Annotated in this window: 19 protein-coding genes; 15 read left to right on the top strand and 4 right to left on the bottom strand. The window is 71.9% G+C overall.

Translation table 11 applies throughout. The features are described 5' to 3' along the window. Nucleotides 1–115 precede the first annotated feature (115 nt). Nucleotides 116–1,318 carry a sensor histidine kinase gene (locus AB0H82_RS27365; protein ID WP_362997215.1) on the top strand — a complete coding sequence of 401 codons (1,203 nt, stop codon included), beginning with the start codon at nucleotides 116–118 and terminating at the stop codon, nucleotides 1,316–1,318. Between the two features lie 36 nt (nucleotides 1,319–1,354). After that, nucleotides 1,355–2,026, top strand: coding sequence for a response regulator transcription factor (locus AB0H82_RS27360; RefSeq protein ID WP_362997212.1), 672 nt, complete (start codon nucleotides 1,355–1,357; stop codon nucleotides 2,024–2,026). A gap of 49 nt (nucleotides 2,027–2,075) precedes the next feature. On the opposite strand, the gene AB0H82_RS27355 is transcribed toward AB0H82_RS27360, so the two are convergent. Next, nucleotides 2,076–3,182 (bottom strand): DUF5937 family protein, encoded by a 1,107-nt coding sequence (locus AB0H82_RS27355; RefSeq protein ID WP_362997210.1) that lies wholly within the window; start codon nucleotides 3,180–3,182, stop codon nucleotides 2,076–2,078. Between the two features lie 216 nt (nucleotides 3,183–3,398). On the opposite strand from AB0H82_RS27355, the gene AB0H82_RS27350 reads away from it, so the two are divergent. Then, on the top strand, nucleotides 3,399–3,644 hold the full coding sequence (locus AB0H82_RS27350; protein WP_362997208.1) for a hypothetical protein: 246 nt from the start codon (nucleotides 3,399–3,401) through the stop codon (nucleotides 3,642–3,644). Here AB0H82_RS27350 and AB0H82_RS27345 read toward each other — a convergent pair. Then, complete coding sequence (locus tag AB0H82_RS27345; protein ID WP_362997206.1) at nucleotides 3,601–4,773, bottom strand: beta-eliminating lyase-related protein; 1,173 nt, start codon at nucleotides 4,771–4,773, stop codon at nucleotides 3,601–3,603. The two genes, AB0H82_RS27350 and AB0H82_RS27345, sit on opposite strands and share 44 nt — an antisense overlap. A 146-nt stretch (nucleotides 4,774–4,919) precedes the next feature. Here AB0H82_RS27345 and AB0H82_RS27340 point away from each other — a divergent pair, with 146 nt between their 5' ends. From AB0H82_RS27340 to AB0H82_RS27290, 11 genes are all read left to right on the top strand, one after another. Continuing rightward, a complete protein-coding gene (locus tag AB0H82_RS27340; RefSeq protein WP_362997204.1) occupies nucleotides 4,920–5,858 on the top strand; it encodes a DUF2520 domain-containing protein in 939 nt (312 codons plus the stop codon). Continuing rightward, a complete protein-coding gene (gene panC, locus AB0H82_RS27335) occupies nucleotides 5,855–6,880 on the top strand; it encodes a pantoate--beta-alanine ligase (RefSeq protein ID WP_362997202.1) in 1,026 nt (341 codons plus the stop codon). Before AB0H82_RS27340 ends, panC begins: the two co-directional genes overlap by 4 nt. Continuing rightward, nucleotides 6,877–8,592, top strand: coding sequence for an L-aspartate oxidase (locus AB0H82_RS27330; protein WP_362997200.1), 1,716 nt, complete (start codon nucleotides 6,877–6,879; stop codon nucleotides 8,590–8,592). Before panC ends, AB0H82_RS27330 begins: the two co-directional genes overlap by 4 nt. Nucleotides 8,593–8,594: 2 nt before the next feature. After that, nucleotides 8,595–9,590: a carboxylating nicotinate-nucleotide diphosphorylase gene (nadC, locus tag AB0H82_RS27325; protein WP_362997198.1), complete on the top strand. Its 996-nt coding sequence runs from the start codon at nucleotides 8,595–8,597 to the stop codon at nucleotides 9,588–9,590. Then, nucleotides 9,590–10,396: a type III pantothenate kinase gene (locus AB0H82_RS27320; protein WP_362997195.1), complete on the top strand. Its 807-nt coding sequence runs from the start codon at nucleotides 9,590–9,592 to the stop codon at nucleotides 10,394–10,396. Before nadC ends, AB0H82_RS27320 begins: the two co-directional genes overlap by 1 nt. A 95-nt stretch (nucleotides 10,397–10,491) precedes the next feature. Then, complete coding sequence (locus AB0H82_RS27315) at nucleotides 10,492–10,710, top strand: hypothetical protein (protein ID WP_362997193.1); 219 nt, start codon at nucleotides 10,492–10,494, stop codon at nucleotides 10,708–10,710. A 1,048-nt stretch (nucleotides 10,711–11,758) separates the two neighbouring features. After that, entirely contained in the window at nucleotides 11,759–12,439 is a 681-nt protein-coding gene (locus tag AB0H82_RS27310) for a hypothetical protein (protein ID WP_362997191.1), read from the top strand. A gap of 14 nt (nucleotides 12,440–12,453) precedes the next feature. Continuing rightward, on the top strand, nucleotides 12,454–12,636 hold the full coding sequence (locus AB0H82_RS27305) for a hypothetical protein (protein ID WP_362997189.1): 183 nt from the start codon (nucleotides 12,454–12,456) through the stop codon (nucleotides 12,634–12,636). 186 nt (nucleotides 12,637–12,822) lie between these two features. After that, nucleotides 12,823–13,248 (top strand): BlaI/MecI/CopY family transcriptional regulator, encoded by a 426-nt coding sequence (locus tag AB0H82_RS27300; RefSeq protein ID WP_362997187.1) that lies wholly within the window; start codon nucleotides 12,823–12,825, stop codon nucleotides 13,246–13,248. 9 nt (nucleotides 13,249–13,257) lie between these two features. Continuing rightward, nucleotides 13,258–13,854, top strand: coding sequence for an amino-acid N-acetyltransferase (locus tag AB0H82_RS27295; protein ID WP_362997185.1), 597 nt, complete (start codon nucleotides 13,258–13,260; stop codon nucleotides 13,852–13,854). Nucleotides 13,855–14,163: 309 nt separating this feature from the next. Then, nucleotides 14,164–14,499 carry an Lsr2 family protein gene (locus AB0H82_RS27290; protein WP_362997183.1) on the top strand — a complete coding sequence of 112 codons (336 nt, stop codon included), beginning with the start codon at nucleotides 14,164–14,166 and terminating at the stop codon, nucleotides 14,497–14,499. Here the strand turns inward: AB0H82_RS27290 and AB0H82_RS27285 are convergent. Beyond that, entirely contained in the window at nucleotides 14,478–15,068 is a 591-nt protein-coding gene (locus AB0H82_RS27285; protein ID WP_362997181.1) for an SCO3374 family protein, read from the bottom strand. The genes AB0H82_RS27290 and AB0H82_RS27285 overlap by 22 nt on opposite strands. Before the next feature lie 441 nt (nucleotides 15,069–15,509). On the opposite strand from AB0H82_RS27285, the gene AB0H82_RS27280 reads away from it, so the two are divergent. Next, nucleotides 15,510–18,038 (top strand): ATP-dependent Clp protease ATP-binding subunit, encoded by a 2,529-nt coding sequence (locus AB0H82_RS27280; protein WP_362997179.1) that lies wholly within the window; start codon nucleotides 15,510–15,512, stop codon nucleotides 18,036–18,038. 90 nt (nucleotides 18,039–18,128) lie between these two features. On the opposite strand, the gene AB0H82_RS27275 is transcribed toward AB0H82_RS27280, so the two are convergent. Then, nucleotides 18,129–20,690, bottom strand: coding sequence for an NACHT domain-containing protein (locus tag AB0H82_RS27275; protein WP_362997177.1), 2,562 nt, complete (start codon nucleotides 20,688–20,690; stop codon nucleotides 18,129–18,131). Nucleotides 20,691–20,721 lie beyond the last annotated feature (31 nt).

Raw genomic sequence — 20,721 nt, 5'->3', positions numbered from 1 at the left:
GTTCGTCACAGACCGCAGGCTAAGGGGGCCTCCACCTTGGGGAGTACATGTAGTCGGTACGGATCGGACCTCCGGTTGACCCGGGGGCGCCGCCGGGCTGCCTACGCTGGGTTACGTGCAGCGCCTCTATGACTTCCTCCGCAGACACCCGACATGGGTCGACGGCTTCTGGGCCTTCGTCCTGCTCGGGATGTCCGGGATCAGTCTGATCTCCATGCCGGAGGCGGAGGGCCGCGACCCGGGAGTGGCGTCGATCCCCGTCGCCCTCGGTCTCTTCGTGGTGGTCCTGCTGCGTCGACGGGCCACCGAGAAGATGCTGGTGCTCGCCGCGGTCCTCGGTTTTCTCCAGCTCGTCTTCGACGTGGAGCTGATGCCCGCGAACTTCGCGATGCTGGTGATCGTCTACACCGCCGCGGCCGACGGGGAGCGCTGGGCCTCACGGTTCGCGCTGGTCGGCGGTTTGTGCGCGGCTCCGCTCGCGATGATGCGCTGGCCCGCCGAGGACACCAGCACCTTCAGTCTCATCCTCTTCACGATGTTCCAGATCGTGCCCTTCGCGCTCGCCTGGGTCCTCGGTGACTCCATCCGCACCCGCCGCGCCTACCTCGCCCAGCTGGAGGAGCGCGCCGCCCGTCTGGAGCGGGAGCGCGAGGCGCAGTCGAAGGTCGCGGTGGCGGCCGAGCGGGCCCGCATCGCACGCGAACTGCACGACGTCGTCGCGCACAACGTGTCCGTGATGGTGGTCCAGGCCGACGGCGCCGCGTACGTCCTGGACGCCGCGCCCGACCAGGCCAGGAAGGCCCTGGAGACCATCTCGGGCACCGGCAGGCAGGCGCTGGCCGAGATGCGCAGGCTGCTCGGTGTGCTGCGCACCGGCGAGCCCGAGGAGAGCGGCGAGTACGTCCCGCAGCCCGACGTCGAACAGCTCGACGAGCTCATCGAGCAGGTACGCACGGCCGGTCTGCCCGTCGACTACAAGGTCGAGGGCACTCCGCGCCCGCTGCCCAGCGGCGTGGAGCTCACCGCGTACCGCATCGTGCAGGAGGCGCTCACCAACACCCGCAAGCACGGCGGCGAGAACGCCGGGGCGAGCGTGCGGCTCGTCTACTTCGACGACGGCCTCGGGCTGCTCGTCGAGGACGACGGCAAGGGCGCCCCCCACGAGCTGTACGAGGACGGCGGGGCCGACGGCTGCGGACACGGGCTGATCGGCATGCGCGAGCGCGTCGGCATGGTCGGCGGCACGCTGGACGCGGGGCCGCGCCCCGGCGGCGGGTTCCGGATCAGCGCGCTGCTGCCCCTCAAGCCCGCACACTGAGACCTACCGAAGAACCTTCCGAAGGGACCCCCCTTGATGTCCATCCGCGTGATGCTCGTCGACGACCAGGTGCTGCTGCGCACCGGGTTCCGGATGGTGCTCGCCGCCCAGCCGGACATGGAGGTCGTCGCGGAGGCGGGCGACGGCGTGGAGGCCCTGGAGGTGCTGCGCGCCACCAAGGTCGACGTGGTCCTGATGGACGTCCGCATGCCGAAGCTCGACGGTGTGGAGACGACCCGCCGCGTCTGCCAGGCGGCGAACCCTCCGAAGGTGCTGATCCTGACCACCTTCGACCTCGACGAATACGCCTTCTCGGGGCTGAAGGCGGGCGCGTCCGGTTTCATGCTCAAGGACGTGCCTCCGGGGGAGCTGCTCGCCGCCATCCGCTCCGTGCACAGCGGCGACGCCGTCGTCGCGCCGTCCACCACGCGGCGGCTCCTCGACCGCTTCGCGCCGATGCTGCCGACCACCGGCGGCCAGCCGCAGCTCAAGCAGCTGGAGCGGCTCACGGACCGGGAGCGCGAGGTGATGATCCTGGTCGCGCAGGGCCTGTCGAACGGTGAGATCGCGGCGCGGCTCGTCCTCTCGGAGGCGACCGTGAAGACGCACGTCGGCCGCATCCTGACGAAGCTGGGCCTGCGGGACCGGGTGCAGGTGGTGGTCCTCGCGTATGAGACGGGGCTGGTGCGGGCCGGGGGCGCCTCGTAGCCCGGGGGGAGGCGGCGTCGCGGGCCCGGGCTGATCCGAAAGACACGCCCTAGCGCAGCACGCCCTCGATGAAGTCGCTGCCCAGGCGGGACACGACGCTGATGTCCAGCTGGTGCTGGACATAGCGGCCGCGGCGGCGCGTGGTGATCAGGCCCGCCTTCTTCAGGACGCTCAGGTGCCGGGATATCTCCGGTGGCGTCATGCCGTGCGAGTCGGCCAGCTCGCTCGTGGTGTACGCCCCGCGCGCGAGGTGGCGGCACAGGCGCATCCGCACCGGGTGGGCGAGCGCGGACATGCGGCGGGTCAGCTGCTCCACGGTGGGCGGGTGGGTGAGGCCCGGGGTGCTGATGGGGTACGTGATCGACACCTGCCAGCCCTTGCGGTGCAGCACCCACAGGTGCGGCCAGCCGAGGCTGGTCGGGACGATCACCAGGCCTCCCGAGCCGGTGGTGGTGCGGCCCACGGAGATCTTGTCGACGGTGATGAGCTGCGCTTCCTCGTCCAGGGACACCGCTCCGGAGATGGCCCGCAAAGCCTCCGCCAGTCCCTTGCGGCGCAGCAGCTCGGTCTTGTGCCGGGCGTCCGCGGCCAGTTGGTGGGACACCCGGGCCCAGGTGTCGGCGAAGAAGGCCTCGTCGCAGTCCTCCATGAGCGTGCGGAACCACGCCCGTACGGCCGGCGGGTCGTCGAGCAGCCGCTTGGTGAAGCGCACTTGGTGCGGGCCGCGGGCGGCGGCGAGGTCGAGGGCGCGCCGCTGCACCGCCGGATCGGAGAGGAGCTTGCGGTCCGGCTCCGCGTACGTCGACTGGCAGGTGAACTCCAGAGCCGCGTCCACGAACTGTTCGTCGGTCAGCTTGTCCAGCTGGTCGAGCTCCTCGGCGAGCGTGGCCCCCGGGAGCGCGCTCTGCCCGGGGAGGCCGGCGAACGGCAGGAAGACGTCCGAGAACGTCGTGCGCCACAGGAAGTCGGCCTCGCACATGCGGTCCGCGAGACGCGGGTCCAGGCGCGTGGAGACGGCCGTCGCCCAGCCCTGGAGGCCCGGGTGGTGGCCCGGCTCGGACAGTGCGTGCAGCGCCATGCCGAGCTCGGACAGGGGCGAGGGCGCGACGTGGATCCGCTCCTGGGGCAGCCCGCTGATGTCGATGCTCACGCTCATGGCCCCATGGTGCACCTCGCCACCGACAGCCCGGCCGTCGATTGACGAGCGCCGTCAATCGACGCGACGCGGGCGGGGCGGCGGGCGCAGGCTGTAGTCATCGCCGGAGCCGCTGAAGCCTCCGGCCCTCTTCTTCCCGCCGACGACCCCGCGCCCGGGATTCCCGCGACCACATGCTGTCCGTTAAGTACTATTCATCCAGAAAGGTGAACCGTCATGAGCGTCACCCAGCAGTACCTCCTCGACGCCTACCGCGCCGCCCAGCACGGCCGGCCGACGCCGCCCGCGCCCGGCGCGCACGACTGGCAGGCCGTCCGTGAGGTCCGCGACTACGGCAGGTTCCGGGCCGTCGTGGCGGAACGCCCCGCGCGCGGCAGGGTCCGTGCCGCCCTGGCCAGGCTCGCCCGCGGCGGCCGGCTCAGCGGGGGATCCGTCGCACGAACTCCGCGACCGCTTCACTGACGTCGGCGGCCGTCCACTTCAGGCCCTCCTCGGTCACGGTGACCTCCGTGACCGAGAGGCCCGGCGGCCCGTCGGGGAACCAGCGCCCGAAGAGCAGCGTGCCGGTCTCCTCCGCCTGCCCGAGAGCGGCCCGGTCCAGTACGTCCGGGGCGTACGGCAGCCACACCTGGAACTGATGGGTGTGCGGGCGCTCGGGGTGCACGCGCGACCAGGGCACCCCGGCGGCCGTGAAGCCGTCCCGCAGGGCCTCGGCGACCACGCGCGCGTGGGCGACGTACTCGGGCAGCCGGGGCAGCGTGTCCCGCAGGCCGAGGAGGGCCGACACGGCGGTCGGGAACTGCTGGAAGAGCTGACCTCCGTAGCGGTGGCGCCACACCCTCGCCTCCTCGACGAGCGTGCGCGGGCCGGCCAGCGCCGCGCCGCTCAGCCCTTCGAGCGACTTGTAGAACGACACGTACACGGAGTCGGCGAGCCCGGCGATCTCCGCGAGGCCTCGGCCGAAGTGCGGCGTGCACTCCCACAGGCGGGCGCCGTCGAAGTGCACGACGGCGTCCCTCTCCCGCGCCGCCGCCACGACCTCCTCCAGCTCCTCCCACTCGGGCAGGACGAAACCCGCGTCCCGGAGCGGCAGTTCGAGCATCAGCGTCCCGAAAGTCTCCTCGAAGTCCCGTACCTCGTCCGCGGTCGGCAGCCGCGGCTCACCCGTCGGATGTACGGTGCGCAGCCCGCTGACCACCGAGAAGGCGCCCCCTTCGTGGAGCTCGGGGTGCGCCTTCGGATGGAGCGCCACCGTCGCGTTGCCCGTACGGCCTGCCCAGCAGCGCAGCGCGACCTGCTGCGCCATGGTCCCGGTCGGGAAGAACGCGGCGTCCTCCTTGCCGAGCAGCCGCGCGACCTCGCTCTCCAGGGTGGCGACGACACCGTCGCCGTAGACGTCGGTGCGGTCGTCGGGGCGGACCACCTCGGGAGCCGCGGCCGCCAGGGCCGAAAGACGCTCGGTGAGCGGGATGTGCAGGACGGGACGGTGCAGGGTGCGGGTCGCGCCCAGAGACGCGGCACGACGGCGGGCCGAGCGCTGCTCTTCGGTTGCGCCGGCCGACTGCTCTTCGGCTGTGGTGTGGGAGGGCATTCTCCGAGCATGGCCCGTCCGCCGCCACCGGTCATATGAATAACCACAGCCTGTGGACAGCGGAAGACGCGGCGCCGACCGATCGCGTTAGCATGACGAGAAATCGTCCGGTACCCCGAGCGGACTGGAACGGAAGGCGCCGCCGCGTGAACGCATCGCATCAGCCAGACCCGCGGGACCGCCCCGCGAGGCTCACCGTGGGAGTCGTGGGAGCGGGCCGTGTCGGCCCCGCGCTCGCCGCGTCGCTGCAGCTCGCCGGGCACCGCCCGGTGGCCGCGTCCGGCGTCTCCGACTCGTCGGTGCGACGGGCCGCCGCGCTGCTGCCCGACGTCCCCCTCGTCCCGCCCGCCGAGGTCCTGGACCGGGCCGACCTGGTGCTCCTGACCGTCCCCGACGACGCCCTGCCCGGCCTCGTCGAGGGCCTCGCGGAGACCGGGGCCGTGCGCCCCGGCCAGCTGCTCGTGCACACCTCCGGGCGGTACGGCACCAAGGTCCTTGAGCCCGCCCTGCGCGCCGGCGCCCTGCCGCTGGCGCTGCACCCCGCCATGACGTTCACCGGCACCCCCGTCGACGTGCAGCGCCTGGCCGGCTGCTCCTTCGGCGTGACCGCCCCCGAGGAGCTGCGGCTCGCCGCCGAGGCCCTGGTCATCGAGATGGGCGGCGAGCCCGAGTGGATCGCCGAGGAGAACCGCCCGCTGTACCACGCGGCCCTCGCCCTGGGCGCGAACCACCTGGTCACGCTGGTCGCCGAGTCCATGGACCTGCTGCGGGACGCGGGCGTCGAGCAGCCGGACCGGATGCTCGGCCCGCTGCTCGGCGCCGCCCTGGACAACGCGCTGCGTTCGGGCGACGCGGCGCTCACGGGCCCCGTCGCGCGCGGCGACGCGGGCACCGTCGCCGCCCACGTCGCCGAGCTCCGCAAGCACGCCCCGCAGACCGTCGCCGGCTATCTCGCGATGGCCCGCGCCACCGCCGACCGCGCCCTCGCCCACGGCCTGCTCAAGCCGGAGCTCGCCGAGGACCTCCTCGGCGTGCTCGCCAACGGCGCGGACGGCGGCACCACGCCCGAAGGGGGGACCCGATGACCGGCCCGACCAGCGCGAACCCCACCCTCCTGCACACCGCGGAATCCTTGCGCGCCCGCACGCGTGCGGGCCGCCGCGCCGTCGTCATGACCATGGGCGCCCTGCACGACGGGCACGCCTCGCTGATCCGCGCCGCCCGCCGCGTCGCGGGCCCCGAGGGCGAGGTCGTCGTCACGGTCTTCGTGAACCCGCTGCAGTTCGGAGCGGGCGAGGACCTGGACCGCTATCCCCGCACCCTCGACGCCGACATCAAGATCGCCGCACAGGCGGGCGCGGACACCGTGTTCGCCCCCGACGTGGACGAGGTCTACCCAGGAGGCGAGCCGCAGGTCCGCGTCGGCGCGGGCCCCATGGGCACCGTCCTCGAAGGAGCCACGCGCCCCGGCCACTTCGACGGCATGCTCACCGTCGTCGCGAAGCTGCTGCACCTCACCGGGCCCGACGTGGCGCTGTTCGGGCAGAAGGACGCCCAGCAGCTCGCCCTGATCCGCCGCATGGTGCGCGACCTGAACTTCCCCGTGGAGATCATCGGCGTCCCCACCGTCCGCGAGGACGACGGCCTGGCCCTCTCCAGCCGCAACCGCTACCTCGCCCCGGGCGAGCGGCGCACCGCCCTCGCCCTCTCCCAGGCCCTCTTCGCGGGCCGCGACCGGCACGCCGCGCAGGAGGCCCTCCGCGCGCGGGCCGCCAGCGCACCCGCCTCACGCGCGCGCGCCGACGCGCTGAACGCCATGGGCGAGTCCCGCGCCGCCGCCGACGCCCACGCCGTGGCGGAGTCCACGGACCCCTCCGCGCCCGGGGGCGGCCCCGCCGCCGTCGTCGCGGCGGCCCGGCTGGTCCTCGACGAGGCGGCGCGCCTCCACCCCCCGCTGGAGCTGGACTATGTCGCGCTTGTGGACCCGGCCGACTTCACCCCGGTCCGCCCCGGCCACACCGGCGAGGCCGTCCTCGCCGTCGCCGCCAAGGTCGGCTCGACGCGGCTGATCGACAACATCCCGCTGACGTTCGGAGCCGCCGTATGAGTGCCACCGGAATACGGCTGCATGCCCCCGCCCCCGGCTGGTCCCTCGACGCCGACATCGTGGTCGTCGGCTCCGGAGTGGCCGGACTGACCGCCGCCCTGCGCTGCGCGGCCGCCGGACTGAAGACCGTCGTGGTGACCAAGGCCCGCCTGGACGACGGCTCCACCCGCTGGGCCCAGGGCGGCGTCGCCGCGGCGCTCGGCGAGGGCGACACCCCCGAACAGCACCTGGACGACACGCTCGTGGCCGGCGCAGGCCTGTGCGACGAGGAAGCCGTCCGCATCCTCGTCACCGAGGGCCCCGACGCCGTGCGCCGCCTCATCGACACCGGCGCCCACTTCGACACCGGCCCCGAAGGCACCATCGAGCTGACCCGCGAGGGCGGCCACCACCGCCGCCGCATCGCGCACGCGGGCGGCGACGCCACCGGCGCGGAGATCTCCCGCGCCCTCGTCGAGGCCGTCCGCGCCCGCGGCATACCGACGGTGGAGAACGCGCTGGTGCTCGACCTCCTGACGGACGCCGAGGGCCGCACCGCCGGTGTCTCCCTGCACGTCATGGGAGAGGGCCAGCACGACGGCGTCGGAGCCGTCCACGCCCCCGCGGTGGTCCTCGCGACCGGCGGCATGGGCCAGGTCTTCTCGGCCACCACGAACCCGTCCGTCTCCACGGGCGACGGCGTCGCGCTCGCCCTGCGCGCGGGCGCCGAGGTCTCCGACCTCGAATTCGTGCAGTTCCACCCCACGGTGCTCTTCCTCGGGGCGGACGCGGAGGGCCAGCAGCCGCTGGTCTCCGAAGCCGTCCGGGGCGAGGGCGCGCACCTCGTGGACGCCGACGGCGTGCGCTTCATGGTCGGACAGCACGAGCTCGCCGAGCTCGCGCCCCGCGACATCGTCGCCAAGGGCATCACGCGCCGCATGCAGGAGCAGGGCGCCCAGCACATGTACCTGGACGGCAGGCACTTCGGCGCCGACATGTGGGAGAACCGCTTCCCGACGATCCTCGCCGCCTGCCGCGCCCACGGCATCGACCCGGTCACCGAGCCCATCCCGGTCGCCCCCGCCGCGCACTACGCCTCCGGAGGCGTCCGCACCGACCGGCACGGCCGCACCACCGTCCCGGGGCTGTACGCATGCGGGGAAGTCGCCTGCACCGGCGTCCACGGCGCCAACCGCCTGGCCTCGAACTCCCTCCTGGAAGGCCTGGTCTACGCCGAGCGCATCGCCGCCGACATCACGGCCCGCCACGCGGAGAACACCCTCCACGCGCGCGTGCCCGTCCCCGTCACCCCGCCCGAGACGCCGACGCACCCGCTGCTGCCCGCCGAGGCCCGCTTCGCCATCCAGCGCGTCATGACCGAGGGCGCCGGAGTCCTCCGCTCCGCCTCGTCCCTCACCGAGGCCGCGGCGCGCCTTGCCCGCATCCACGCCGAGGCCGCGGGGGCGCTCGCCGAGCACGGCAAGACGGCCGAGCCCGGCGTCGACACCTGGGAGACCACCAACCTCCTGTGTGTCGCCCGCGTCCTGGTGGCCGCCGCCCAGCGCCGCGAGGAGACCCGTGGCTGCCACTGGCGCGAGGACCACGCCGACCGCGACGACACGGCCTGGCGCCGCCACATCGTCGTACGCCTGAATCCGGACAGGACCCTGGCGGCGCACACCACAGAGACTCCCGACTTCCCTCCGACCCGTCCCAGTCCCCAGGAGCAGTGACCGTGAGCACCCCCGACGACCTCCCCCTCGCCGCCCCCGCAGCCGCCGGCGGCTGCGGCGACGCCTGCGGCTGCGGCGGGGACGACGCGTTCGACCCCCTGGAGTGCGGCCTCGACCCCGCTCTCGCACGGCTCCTCGCCGAGGCGGGCCTCGACCCCCTCCAGATCGAGGACATCGCGCACATGGCCATCGAGGAGGACCTGGCCGGCGGCGTGGACGTCACCACGGCCGCCACCATCCCCGAGGACGCCGTCGCCACCGCCGACTTCGCCGCGCGCGAGGCGGGCACCGTGGCAGGCCTGCGCGTCGCCGAGGCCGTCATGTCCGTCGTATGCGAAGAGGAGTTCGAGGTCGAGCGGCACGTCGAGGACGGCGACCGCGTCGAGGCCGGCGACACCCTCCTGAGCATCACCACCCGCACCCGCGACCTCCTCACCGCCGAGCGCAGCGCGCTGAACATCCTGTGCCGCCTCTCCGGCATCGCGACCGCCACGCGCGCGTGGGCGGACGCGCTCGACGGCACGAAGGCGAAGGTCCGCGACACCCGCAAGACGACACCCGGCTACCGCGCCCTGGAGAAGTACGCGGTACGCATGGGCGGCGGCGTCAACCACCGCATGTCGCTCTCCGACGCGGCCCTGGTCAAGGACAACCACGTGGTCGCGGCGGGCGGCGTGGCACAGGCCTTCGAGGCCGTACGCGCGCAGTTCCCCGACGTGCCGATCGAGGTCGAGGTCGACACGCTCCACCAGCTGCGCGAGGTCGTCGACGCGGGCGCGGACCTGATCCTCCTGGACAACTTCACGCCGGGCGAGACGGCGGAGGCCGTCGCGATCGTGGCCGGCCGCGCCTTCCTCGAATCCTCGGGCCGCCTCACCCTGGAGAACGCCCGGGCGTACGCCGAGACGGGCGTCGACTACCTCGCGGTGGGCGCCCTCACGCACTCCTCGCCGATCCTCGACATCGGCCTCGACCTGCGGGAAGCGGTGCGGGACTGATGCTCCTCACGATCGACGTGGGCAACACCCACACCGTCCTCGGCCTCTTCGACGGCGAGGACATCGTCGAGCACTGGCGCATCTCCACCGACGCGCGGCGCACCGCCGACGAACTGGCCGTCCTGCTCCACGGCCTGATGGGCATGCACCCCCTGCTCGGCGACGACCTCGGCGACGGCATCGACGGCATCGCGATCTGCTCGACCGTCCCCTCGGTCCTGCACGAGCTGCGCGAGGTCACCCGCCGCTACTACGGAGACGTCCCCGCCGTCCTCGTCGAACCAGGCATCAAGACCGGCGTCCCGATCCTCATGGACAACCCCAAGGAGGTCGGCGCCGACCGCATCATCAACGCGGTGGCTGCGGTGGAGCTCTACGGAGGCCCCGCCATCGTCGTCGACTTCGGCACGGCCACGACGTTCGACGCGGTCTCCGCGCGCGGGGAGTACGCCGGTGGCGTCATCGCCCCCGGCATCGAGATCTCCGTGGAGGCCCTCGGCGTACGCGGCGCACAGCTCCGCAAGATCGAACTCGCCCGTCCGCGCAGCGTCATCGGCAAGAACACCGTGGAGGCCATGCAGGCGGGCATCCTGTACGGCTTCGCGGGCCAGGTCGACGGCGTGGTGAACCGCATGGCACGCGAGCTCGCGGGCGCGGGGGGCGACCCCGACGACGTCACGGTGATCGCCACGGGTGGCCTGGCCCCCATGGTCCTCGGCGAGGCCTCCGTCATCGACGAGCACGAACCGTGGCTGACGCTGATCGGGCTCCGGCTCGTCTACGAGCGGAACATCTCCCGCGCCTGACCGATAGCCGACGCTTCGTGTGCACAACCCGGCCCCCTTCTGCAAGAGTCTGCGCTGGGACGGGGACTTGGGCGGTGTGGGGCGGACTGGGGCGGATGAGGCGCAAGAGACGACTGAGGGCTGCGGTGGTTGCGGCGGCGCTGGTGGTGGTGGCCGGTGGCCCGGCGACGACGGCCCGGGCGGCCCAGCCTTCGCCTTCGCCGGGGCTGGCCGGGGCGGGGGCGGGGGTGCTGCCCTGGCTCGCGGTGGTGGCCGTCGCCGCGCTGGGCATAGGCGCGGTCGCCTACGCCTTGGCCCGCCGCCACCCCGACTGACCCCGGTGCGGGTCCCGCTCTCATACCTGCCCCGGCCCCACCGCTCCCCGCCCCGCCCCGCCGGGCCCGAACCCCCAAGCCCGCCGCTCCGCGGCGGATGTTTCCCACCCACCCACCCGTTTGCCCCGCGACGTCCAGCGAGGGTAGGGGCGGGCGGGTGGGGCGCCCCTGCGACGGCCGCGGGAGTGGGGGCGGGGTGGGTGGGGTGCCTCTGCGACGTGCTGCGGGAGTAAGGGCGGGGTGGGTGAGGTGCCTCTGTGACGTGCTGCGGGGCTGGGGCGGGGTGGGTGAGGGCTATCCCTGTGACGTGCTGCGGGGCTGGGGCGGGGCGGGTGAGGGCTATCCCTGTGACGTGCTGCGGGGCTGGGGCGGGTGGGGGTTCGCCTGGGACGTTTAGTGGGACTGGGATGGGCGGGTGGGGGCCTTGTGGCGTTCAGAGGGAGTGGGACAGGTGATAGCGGATCTCCATGACGTTCAGTGGGCTCGGGTGTCGTCGGGTGGCCCGCAACGGGCTGCGGGAATAGGGGTGGGCGTGCAAGGGCTGCTCCGCCGCGCCCCGCAGAGCTAGGGGCAAGTCCCCCACCGGGCCGCAGGCGCACGCCCGGGTGGTCGCCGCAAGCCCCCGCCGGGCCGCAGGCGCACGCGCTCGCGAGGGGACGTGGGGGTATGTGCGAACGGAGCACTGAGGAGTCTGTGGCGTCTTTGGACTTGAGGCGTGGCGCAGGGATGGCGAGTACGCACATACCCCCGCGGCCCCGCCCCACGGACGAGCACTAGGCGCAGACCCCGGCCCATGACGAACCCGCAGGCGCAGGCGGAGGCCCGGCCCACAGCGACCGGCAGGCGCAGGCCCCCGCCCACAGCGACCGGCAGGCGCAGGCGCTGACCCCAGCGACCGGCAGGCGCAGGCGGAGGCCCCGGCCCACGACGACCCGCAGGCGCAGGCCCCGGCCCACAGCGACCCGCAGGCGCAGGGCCCCACCCGAGGCGCCCCCGCCAGCGAGTGGCGTTAAGCCGATTTTGTCCGATTGGCGCGTATCGTCAGTCCATGCCCACGCCATACGGATCCCGGGGCGGCATGGCCTTCGGTGCGGAGGAGCTGCGTGTGCTCCGTCGCGCCCTGGCGCTCGCCCTGCACCCCAGCCCCGTCCGCGACCGCGACCCCGTCCGCGACGAGGACGTCCAGGACTGTCTCCGGCTCGCCGAAGCGGTCGACGAAGCGATGCGCGAGGGCGCCAGGCTGCGCGCCTTCCTGGTGGCCGACCTCGCCCGCTACCGGGCCGCCCTGCCCGGCACCGCCTCCGGCTACCTCGCCCTGCTCGACGACGTCCTCGCCGCCGGCTACCAGCCGGGCGCCGACGACCTCGCCGCCCTGCGCGCCCTGCGCGGCAACCCCACCGCGGCCGCCCTGCTCGACCGCTGCCGTGCCCTCGCGGAACGAGCCGTCCGCGCCCGCCTAGCACGCCGCGCCGTCCCCACACCAGCCATCCCCACCCCCACGCCCATTTCCATCCCCGCCCCCGCCTCCGCCTCCCGCGCCCGCCTCCACGCCCTCCCCGGAGGCCTGAACGGGTCGCAGCCGCCCTCCGAACGCCCCGCCTCCCCGGAGCCGCCCCGCCCGGTGCCCACCCCGGCCGAGGTCTTCCCGCCGAAGCGCCGCCCCGAGGCTCCCGCGCAGAGTCCGGCGAAGACACCCGCGGACCCGCCGCATCAGCTCGTCGCGGGCTAGCTACTCTGGGAGGCATGGACTACGTTTCCGCGCTCGTGCCCCCCGTAGTGATGGCCGTGTTCTTCACGGGGCTCATCGTGACGATCGTGAAGACCCAGGGCGGCGCCAACAAGGCCAAGGAGGACGCGGCCGTGGACGCCGCGATCTCCCGCGCCGAAGCCGTCAGCCAGACCCCGAAGGCCACCGGCAGCGCCTGAACAGCACCGTTCAACGCCAACGCCAACGCCACCCGCCCCCGGCCCCGGCCCCAGGCCCCGGCAGCACCCCGGCGTACGACTCGACGCGCCATTCGAGTCGTACGCCCTTTTTGTTGCGGAAATTAGTGGTACGCCACGTCCCTCACGCATCACGCCAATAGTGACGTCTCCCACTATTGTTCTGCTGTGCCTCGTCCATTGGGAGAACTCGAAGACTCAGTCATGACGCGGGTGTGGAAGTGGAACCGCCCCGTGACCGTTCGAGAAGTCCTGGAAGACCTTCAGCAGGAACGGTCCATCGCGTACACCACCGTGATGACCGTTTTGGACAATCTCCATCAGAAGGGCTGGGTGCGCCGCGAAGCGGAAGGCCGCGCCTATCGATATGAGGCGGTCTCCACTCGCGCCGCCTACGCAGCCGCACTGATGAACGAAGCCTGGTCGCAGAGCGACAACCCGGCCGCCGCACTGGTCGCCTTCTTCGGCATGATGTCGGAGGAACAGCGGGAAGCGCTGAGCGACGCGATGCGTATCGTCCAAGGCCCGGAGAACCCCGGGAACCCTGCGAACCCCGCGAACCCCGGCGGCGCCGAGCGCGAAGCAGAGCGATAGCGTCCGCTCATGCCAGCAGAGGTCCCCGAACGATCCGATCGATCCGAACGAACCGATCGATCCGAACGAACCGATCGACCCGAACTCAGCGAACTCAGCGCAAAAGCGGTCTCCGTCCGCAGGGCGCGAACCTCCGATGTGCCGGCCGTGCGCCGCCTCCTCGACTCCTACGTCCGCGAGCGCATCCTCCTGGACAAAGCGACGGTGACGCTTTACGAGGACATCCAGGAGTTCTGGGTGGCGGAACGCGACGACAACGCCGAGTTGGTCGGCTGCGGCGCTCTGCACGTGATGTGGGAAGACCTCGCGGAAGTGCGCACCCTCGCGGTGAACCCCGAGGTCAAGGGTGCCGGAGTGGGACATCAGCTGTTGGGCAAGTTGCTGCAGACCGCCCGCTGGCTCGGCGTCCGCAAGGTTTTCTGTCTCACCTTCGAAGTCGACTTCTTCGCGAAGCACGGCTTCGTGGAGATCGGCGAGACTCCGGTCGACGGAGATGTCTACAGCGAGCTCCTGCGTTCCTATGACGAGGGCGTCGCGGAGTTCCTTGGCCTCGAACGAGTGAAACCGAACACCTTGGGCAACAGTCGGATGCTTCTGCATCTGTGAGCTTGCGTGAGCATCCCCAAGCATCGCCAAGCATCCGCACGCATCCGCACGCATCCGTGAGCATCTGCGATCGGGTGATCGTCTCGACTCGACAGTATTCCGGTCCGCCCCCTGCCCTGGTGGACTATGTCCGAAACGCGCATGTTTCCAGGCTTCTAGGGGTCCCCTGTCTCTCCCAGGGGTTTGTGTTTTTCCGGCAAAAGCGGTTTGCTTTCCGACGTACTGCAGTACTGCATATAACAGGGGCCGGTGAATCGGCGGCGTGCGTCGCGCGGTCCGGCCTCACAGTTATCGATGAAAGGAAATCCGGTGGCACAGAAGGTTCAGGTCCTTCTTGTCGATGACCTCGACGGTGGCGAGGCGGACGAGACCGTGACGTTTGCGCTGGACGGCAAGTCCTACGAGATCGACCTCACCACGGCCAACGCGGACAAGCTCCGTGGCGCCCTTGAGGACTTCGTCAAGGCAGGTCGGCGCACCGGTGGCCGTTCGAGCGGCCGCGGCAAGACCCGCACCGCCACGGCGAGCGGTGGCCAGGACACGGCCGCGATCCGCGCCTGGGCGAAGGAGAACGGTTTCGAGGTCAATGACCGCGGCCGCGTTCCCGCGTCCATTCGTGAGGCCTACGAGAAGGCCAACGGCTGACGGCTGCGACGCCGCAGCCGGACCCGGTGGCAGTGTGTCGCCGCCGTGTCCACCAGTCGTACGAGACCGGAGCCCACGGCGGGGTCGCTGTGGAGCGCAGTCCCGCCTCCCCCCACCCCGGGCAGGGACGGCAGCGCAGGCAGCGTCGGCTCCACCTCACAGCCGGGCTCCGGGGGTCGCAGCCAGACGGCGGCCCCCCGTGAGCCGGACCACCCCGGGGGAGTGGGCGCGTCGATCAGCCCGCCCGCCCCGACCGCGGTGAGGCCGAGGGGGATGTGTCCCCACTCCAGCCAGTCGAGCAGCCCCGGCAGCTCCTCCGCGCTGCCCGCGCCCACCAGGAGGCGCATCGTTTCCCCGTGCAGCGCCACCGGGGCCTTGGGGCCGAGGTGGCGCAGCGCCGCGAAGCCCGCCTCCGCCGGCAGTTCCAGGACGTCGAAGCGCAGGCCGGTCAGGAGCCGCACCGGGCCGGGCCCGGGGGCGGTCGCCCAGCCGAGCTCGTTCTCGTACCACTGCCGCACCGGGCCGCTCTGCTCGAAAGGCGCTCGGGGCTGAGGAACTGTGGGGTCCATGTCCGGGCAACAGCCGGAAGGGCGCCCGGGTTACGCAGTGTGGTGGCGTAGATGCGGTGCGTATGCGGCAGGGGGGCGTGAGGGCGTGTTCGGCGGTGCAAGAGTGTTCGCCCGTAGCGGAGGGAACCGGGGCACGCCGCATGGAGTGTCAGTCGTTACGGGTAAGACATCCCTAGTGGGAGGGGGCGACACGCGGTCCTGGGCATGTCACGTTCGCCATCGGCGTAGTGATGGTGGGGGTAACTGCCTGGCCTGCGGGAACATCGTCTCGCACCATCGGGTTGAGGCAGTTGTCGGCGTTCGGGGTCAGGAGATCCTCCGAGTTGGGGTCCGGGTGTCGGCAGTTGGAATGAGCGGTCCCCGCTTGCGGGACTAAGCTGCGGAAGGACAGGGAGGGGACCGACCCCTTTACTGCCTGACCGCTCTGAGGAGCGATTAACGATGTTCGAGAGGTTCACCGACCGCGCGCGGCGGGTTGTCGTCCTGGCTCAGGAAGAAGCCCGGATGCTCAACCACAACTACATCGGCACCGAGCACATCCTCCTGGGCTTGATCCACGAGGGCGAGGGTGTCGCCGCTAAGGCCCTGGAGAGCCTCGGGATTTCGCTCGAGGCGGTCCGCCAGCAGGTGGAGGAGATCATCGGGCAGGGCCAGCAGGCTCCGTCCGGGCACATCCCCTTCACCCCCCGTGCCAAGAAGGTCCTGGAGCTCTCGCTCCGCGAGGCCCTTCAGCTGGGCCACAACTACATCGGCACGGAGCACATCCTGCTCGGCCTGATCCGTGAGGGCGAGGGCGTCGCCGCCCAGGTCCTGGTCAAGCTGGGCGCCGATCTCAACCGGGTGCGGCAGCAGGTCATCCAGCTGCTCTCCGGTTACCAGGGCAAGGAGACCGCCACCGCCGGCGGTCCTGCGGAGGGCACGCCCTCCACGTCCCTGGTGCTCGACCAGTTCGGCCGGAACCTCACCCAGGCCGCTCGTGAGTCCAAGCTCGACCCGGTCATCGGGCGCGAGAAGGAGATCGAGCGGGTCATGCAGGTGCTGTCCCGCCGTACGAAGAACAACCCGGTCCTGATCGGTGAGCCCGGCGTCGGCAAGACCGCCGTCGTCGAGGGCCTCGCCCAGGCCATCGTCAAGGGCGAGGTGCCCGAGACCCTCAAGGACAAGCACCTCTACACCCTGGACCTCGGCGCCCTGGTCGCAGGATCGCGCTACCGCGGTGACTTCGAGGAGCGCCTGAAGAAGGTCCTCAAGGAGATCCGCACCCGCGGCGACATCATCCTGTTCATCGACGAGCTCCACACCCTGGTGGGTGCGGGTGCCGCCGAGGGCGCGATCGACGCCGCGAGCATCCTCAAGCCGATGCTGGCCCGCGGTGAGCTGCAGACCATCGGTGCGACCACGCTCGACGAGTACCGCAAGCACCTGGAGAAGGACGCCGCGCTTGAGCGCCGCTTCCAGCCCATCCAGGTCGCGGAGCCGTCGCTGCCGCACACCATCGAGATCCTCAAGGGCCTCCGCGACCGGTACGAGGCGCACCACCGCGTCTCCATCACCGACGAGGCGCTGGTGCAGGCCGCCACCCTGGCCGACCGGTACATCTCGGACCGCTTCCTGCCCGACAAGGCGATCGACCTGATCGACGAGGCCGGCTCCCGGATGCGCATCCGCCGGATGACCGCGCCGCCGGACCTCCGCGAGTTCGACGAGAAGATCGCGGGCGTCCGTCGCGACAAGGAGTCGGCGATCGACTCCCAGGACTTCGAGAAGGCGGCCTCTCTCCGCGACAAGGAGAAGCAGTTGCTCGCCGCGAAGGCCAAGCGCGAGAAGGAGTGGAAGGCCGGCGACATGGACGTCGTCGCCGAGGTCGACGGCGAGCTGATCGCCGAGGTCCTGGCCACGGCGACCGGCATTCCGGTCTTCAAGCTCACGGAGGAGGAGTCCTCCCGCCTGCTGCGCATGGAGGACGAGCTCCACAAGCGCGTCATCGGCCAGAAGGACGCCGTCAAGGCGCTCTCGAAGGCGATCCGGCGTACGCGTGCGGGGCTGAAGGACCCGAAGCGTCCCGGTGGCTCGTTCATCTTCGCGGGCCCGTCCGGTGTCGGTAAGACCGAGCTGTCCAAGGCGCTCGCCGAATTCCTCTTCGGTGACGAGGACGCGCTGATCTCCCTCGACATGTCGGAGTTCAGCGAGAAGCACACGGTCTCGCGTCTCTTCGGTTCTCCCCCCGGTTACGTGGGTTACGAAGAGGGCGGTCAGCTGACGGAGAAGGTCCGCCGCAAGCCGTTCTCGGTCGTCCTTTTCGACGAGGTCGAGAAGGCCCACCCGGACATCTTCAACTCGCTCCTGCAGATCCTGGAGGACGGTCGCCTGACCGACTCCCAGGGCCGGGTCGTCGACTTCAAGAACACGGTCATCATCATGACGACCAACCTCGGCACCCGTGACATCTCGAAGGGCTTCAACCTCGGCTTCGCGGCCCAGGGCGACACGAAGTCCAACTACGAGCGGATGAAGAACAAGGTCAGCGACGAGCTGAAGCAGCACTTCCGCCCGGAGTTCCTGAACCGCGTGGACGACGTCGTCGTCTTCCCGCAGCTCAGCCAGGACGACATCCTCCAGATCGTCGACCTGATGATCACCAAGGTGGACGAGCGCCTCAAGGACCGGGACATGGGCATCGAGCTCTCCCAGTCCGCGAAGGAGCTGCTCGCGAAGAAGGGTTACGACCCGGTGCTCGGCGCGCGTCCGCTGCGGCGCACGATCCAGCGCGAGGTCGAGGACACGCTCTCCGAGAAGATCCTCTTCGGTGAGCTCCGTCCCGGCCACATCGTGGTCGTCGACACGGAGGGCGAGGGCGACACCGCCACGTTCACCTTCCGTGGCGAGGAGAAGGCGGCGCTGCCCGACGTGCCGCCGATCGAGTCGGCCGCCGGTGGCGGCGCGGGCCCGAACCTGAGCAAGGAGGCGTAGCCCTCGCAGGGCGCGCTCACAGGGGCTGCCCCGGAACCGTTTCGTACGGTTCCGGGGCAGCCCTTTTCCGTACGCCGGGATCGCGTGTCCTCAGGCCGTGATCGTCACGCCCTCCGGTACGTTCCGCACGCGGGGCAGGCGCGGGTTGACGCGGAGGACGCGCAGGGCGGGGAAGCGGGCCAGCCACGACATGTCCGGGTCGGGCAGTTCCGCGTTGAGCCACAGGTGGGTGAGCCGGTCGGGGACCAGGCCGGCGAGGAGTTCCTCGGTGCGCATGACGCCGGCCACCTGGATGCGGGGTCGCCCGCCGAGGCCGCGCAGGGCGGCGAGCTCGGCGGCGTCGGAGACGGGGAAGTACAGGCCCTCGGGGGAGAGGTGCGCGATGATCTCGTGCGCGTACCGCTCGGTGTCGAAGTGCCGCCAGGGGCGGGCCAGCTCGGTGCGGATGGCGAGTGACGAACGGGTGCGCAGGCGGGCGAGGTAGTCGATGGCCGCGTCGTCCTGGACGCGGGTCGCGGTGATGGCGAGGAGCAGCGCCTGCTGGTCGCCGGGGACCTGCTCGGGGTCGGGCAGCTGCTCCAGGACGATCGGGCCGACCCAACCGAGGCTGCGGGCGCCCTGCTCGGTGGTGGGGCGTACGAGGTTCTTCGTGCGCCGGTGGACGAGCTCCTGGATGGCCGGGTCCAGCTCGCTGACGTGTTCGAGGCAGGCGGCGGCCATCAGGCGGCGGTGGTTGACGTGCGGCCTGCGCAGGCCGGGGGCGGCGGCAAGGAGGCGCTCCAGGAAGCGGGCGCATTCGTCGGGGCGGGCGTGGGCGGCGGACATGCGGATGACCTCCTCCCACTCCGGCTGATGGGCGTGTTCGACGAGGGTGTCGAGGTCGCCGCGGGCCACGATCTCCTTGGCCGCCAGGTAGTCCTGGAAGGTGCGGTGGATGAAGTCGACCGAGACGCCCGCCTGTTCGCGCAGCAGACCGGTGCGGTGCAGCAGGTGGCGGAAGATCTTCTCGCCGTCGCCCGCGGCGCGGGCGGAGGGGATGGCGGGCAGCGCGTGGTTCAGGACGTCGACGACGCGGCGGCGCGGCAGCTCGGAGAGGCCCTCGTCGAGCATGGCGTGGGCGAGTTTGCGCAGGAGCAGTTCGCGGGCGCCCTGCTGGAGCCGTACGTCGTCGGCGTACAGCACGTCGCGTTCGGGGTCGCGGCGCTGCAGGAGCATCTCCAGGGCGGCGTCGTAGAGCTCCTTGCGGCCCTTGGGCAGGGAGCCCGAGCGGTCCCGGTTGAGTGCGCATATCAGGCCGCACATCAGGGGGTTGGTGGCGAGCTGGCGCAGCTCGCGGTAGATCCGTACGGAGTGCAGGAGGCGCTGCTCGTACTCCTTGAGGGATTCGGTGTCCTGTCCCGCGTCGCCCATCGCCGCGGTGTGCCAGTCCCGGATGAAGCGGGTGACCTGGTCGCGGGACATCGGGGCAAGGGACAGCTCGGTGAACCCTTCCTCGGCGAGGCGTTCCTGGGCGAGCCAGCCGTCCTCCACGGCGGAGGGCCGCGAGGTGACCAGGCAGGCGGTGCCGGAGAAGATGCGCAGGAGACGGCGGAGCTGGTCGCGCAGGGCGCCGCGGGTCTCCTCCGGGGCTTCGTCGATGCCGTCGACCAGGAGCAGGGCGCGGCCCGCGAGGAGGGTGCGGACGACCCAGCCCTCGGGCGCCCGGCCGGCGAGCGGGTGGCGTACGGCGCGCAGGAAGTCGTCCGGCGCGGGGAAGCCCTCGCGGGCGAAGCGGCGTACGGGAAGGACGAACGGCACACGGGCGCCCTCGCGGGCGGCGGCGACGGCGAGCCACTGCACGAGGGTCGTCTTCCCGGACCCCGCGACACCGCGCAGCAGCACCCGCTCGTGCCCCTCCAGGGCCCGGTCGGCGAGCAGGACGGTGCGCTGCTGCCCGCCCGCTCCCGCCACTGGGCCGCCGCTGTTCTCCTCGGCCTGGAGGCTCAGATAGGTGTCCTCCAGGGGCCAGCGGTCGGGCGCGTGCGCGAAGTCGACGCCGACGATGGTCAGCCAGCCGTGCAGGCGCAGGATCTCCTGGGCGTACGCGGCCTCGAAGTCGGCGTCCTCGCGGGAGGGTTCCGGCCGGCGGGCGACCGCCGCCTCCGCGTCGTTCAGGTCGACGAGCTGGCGGATGCGACTGGCGCGCTCGGGCATGTGCCGCTGGATGTACGGGGAGCGGCGCACGAGGTGGTGCAGGACGTGCAGGCAGACGGCGACGAGCAGTTCGTCGTGGAACCAGGCGGCGTCCGGTGTGAGGCCGCGGTCGGCGCCCTGGACGGCGCCGCGCAGCCGCCGGGCGTAGTCCTGCGGGCCCAGGCGCACGGCGTCGGCGTCGGTGAGGTCGAGTTCGCCGATGGCGAGCAGGGTACGGGTCAGGACGTCGGCGACGGCGGGCAGCTCGGCGGTGGGCGTGGAGTGGGTCTCCGCGGCGAGCTGGATGAAGTCGGCGGCGGTGCGGTGCACGTCGTCGGGGTCGGCGAGGGCGTCGGGTCCTCGCCAGTTGGTGAGGGCGGCGATCAGGTCGGGGGTGGTGGGCGGCCGGGCCGGGACGCGGAAGAACCGTTGCACGAGGGGCATGGCGAGGGCCGAGGGGGTGCGTACTACGGGCTCCATGGCATCGGGTCCCTGGGGTCGGGTCTTGCCG

Source organism: Streptomyces sp. NPDC050732 (genome assembly GCF_040654255.1).
GTDB lineage: Bacteria > Actinomycetota > Actinomycetes > Streptomycetales > Streptomycetaceae > Streptomyces.
Note: the sequence above shows the minus strand (reverse complement) of the source record. Positions and strands in the feature narration are given on the sequence as shown.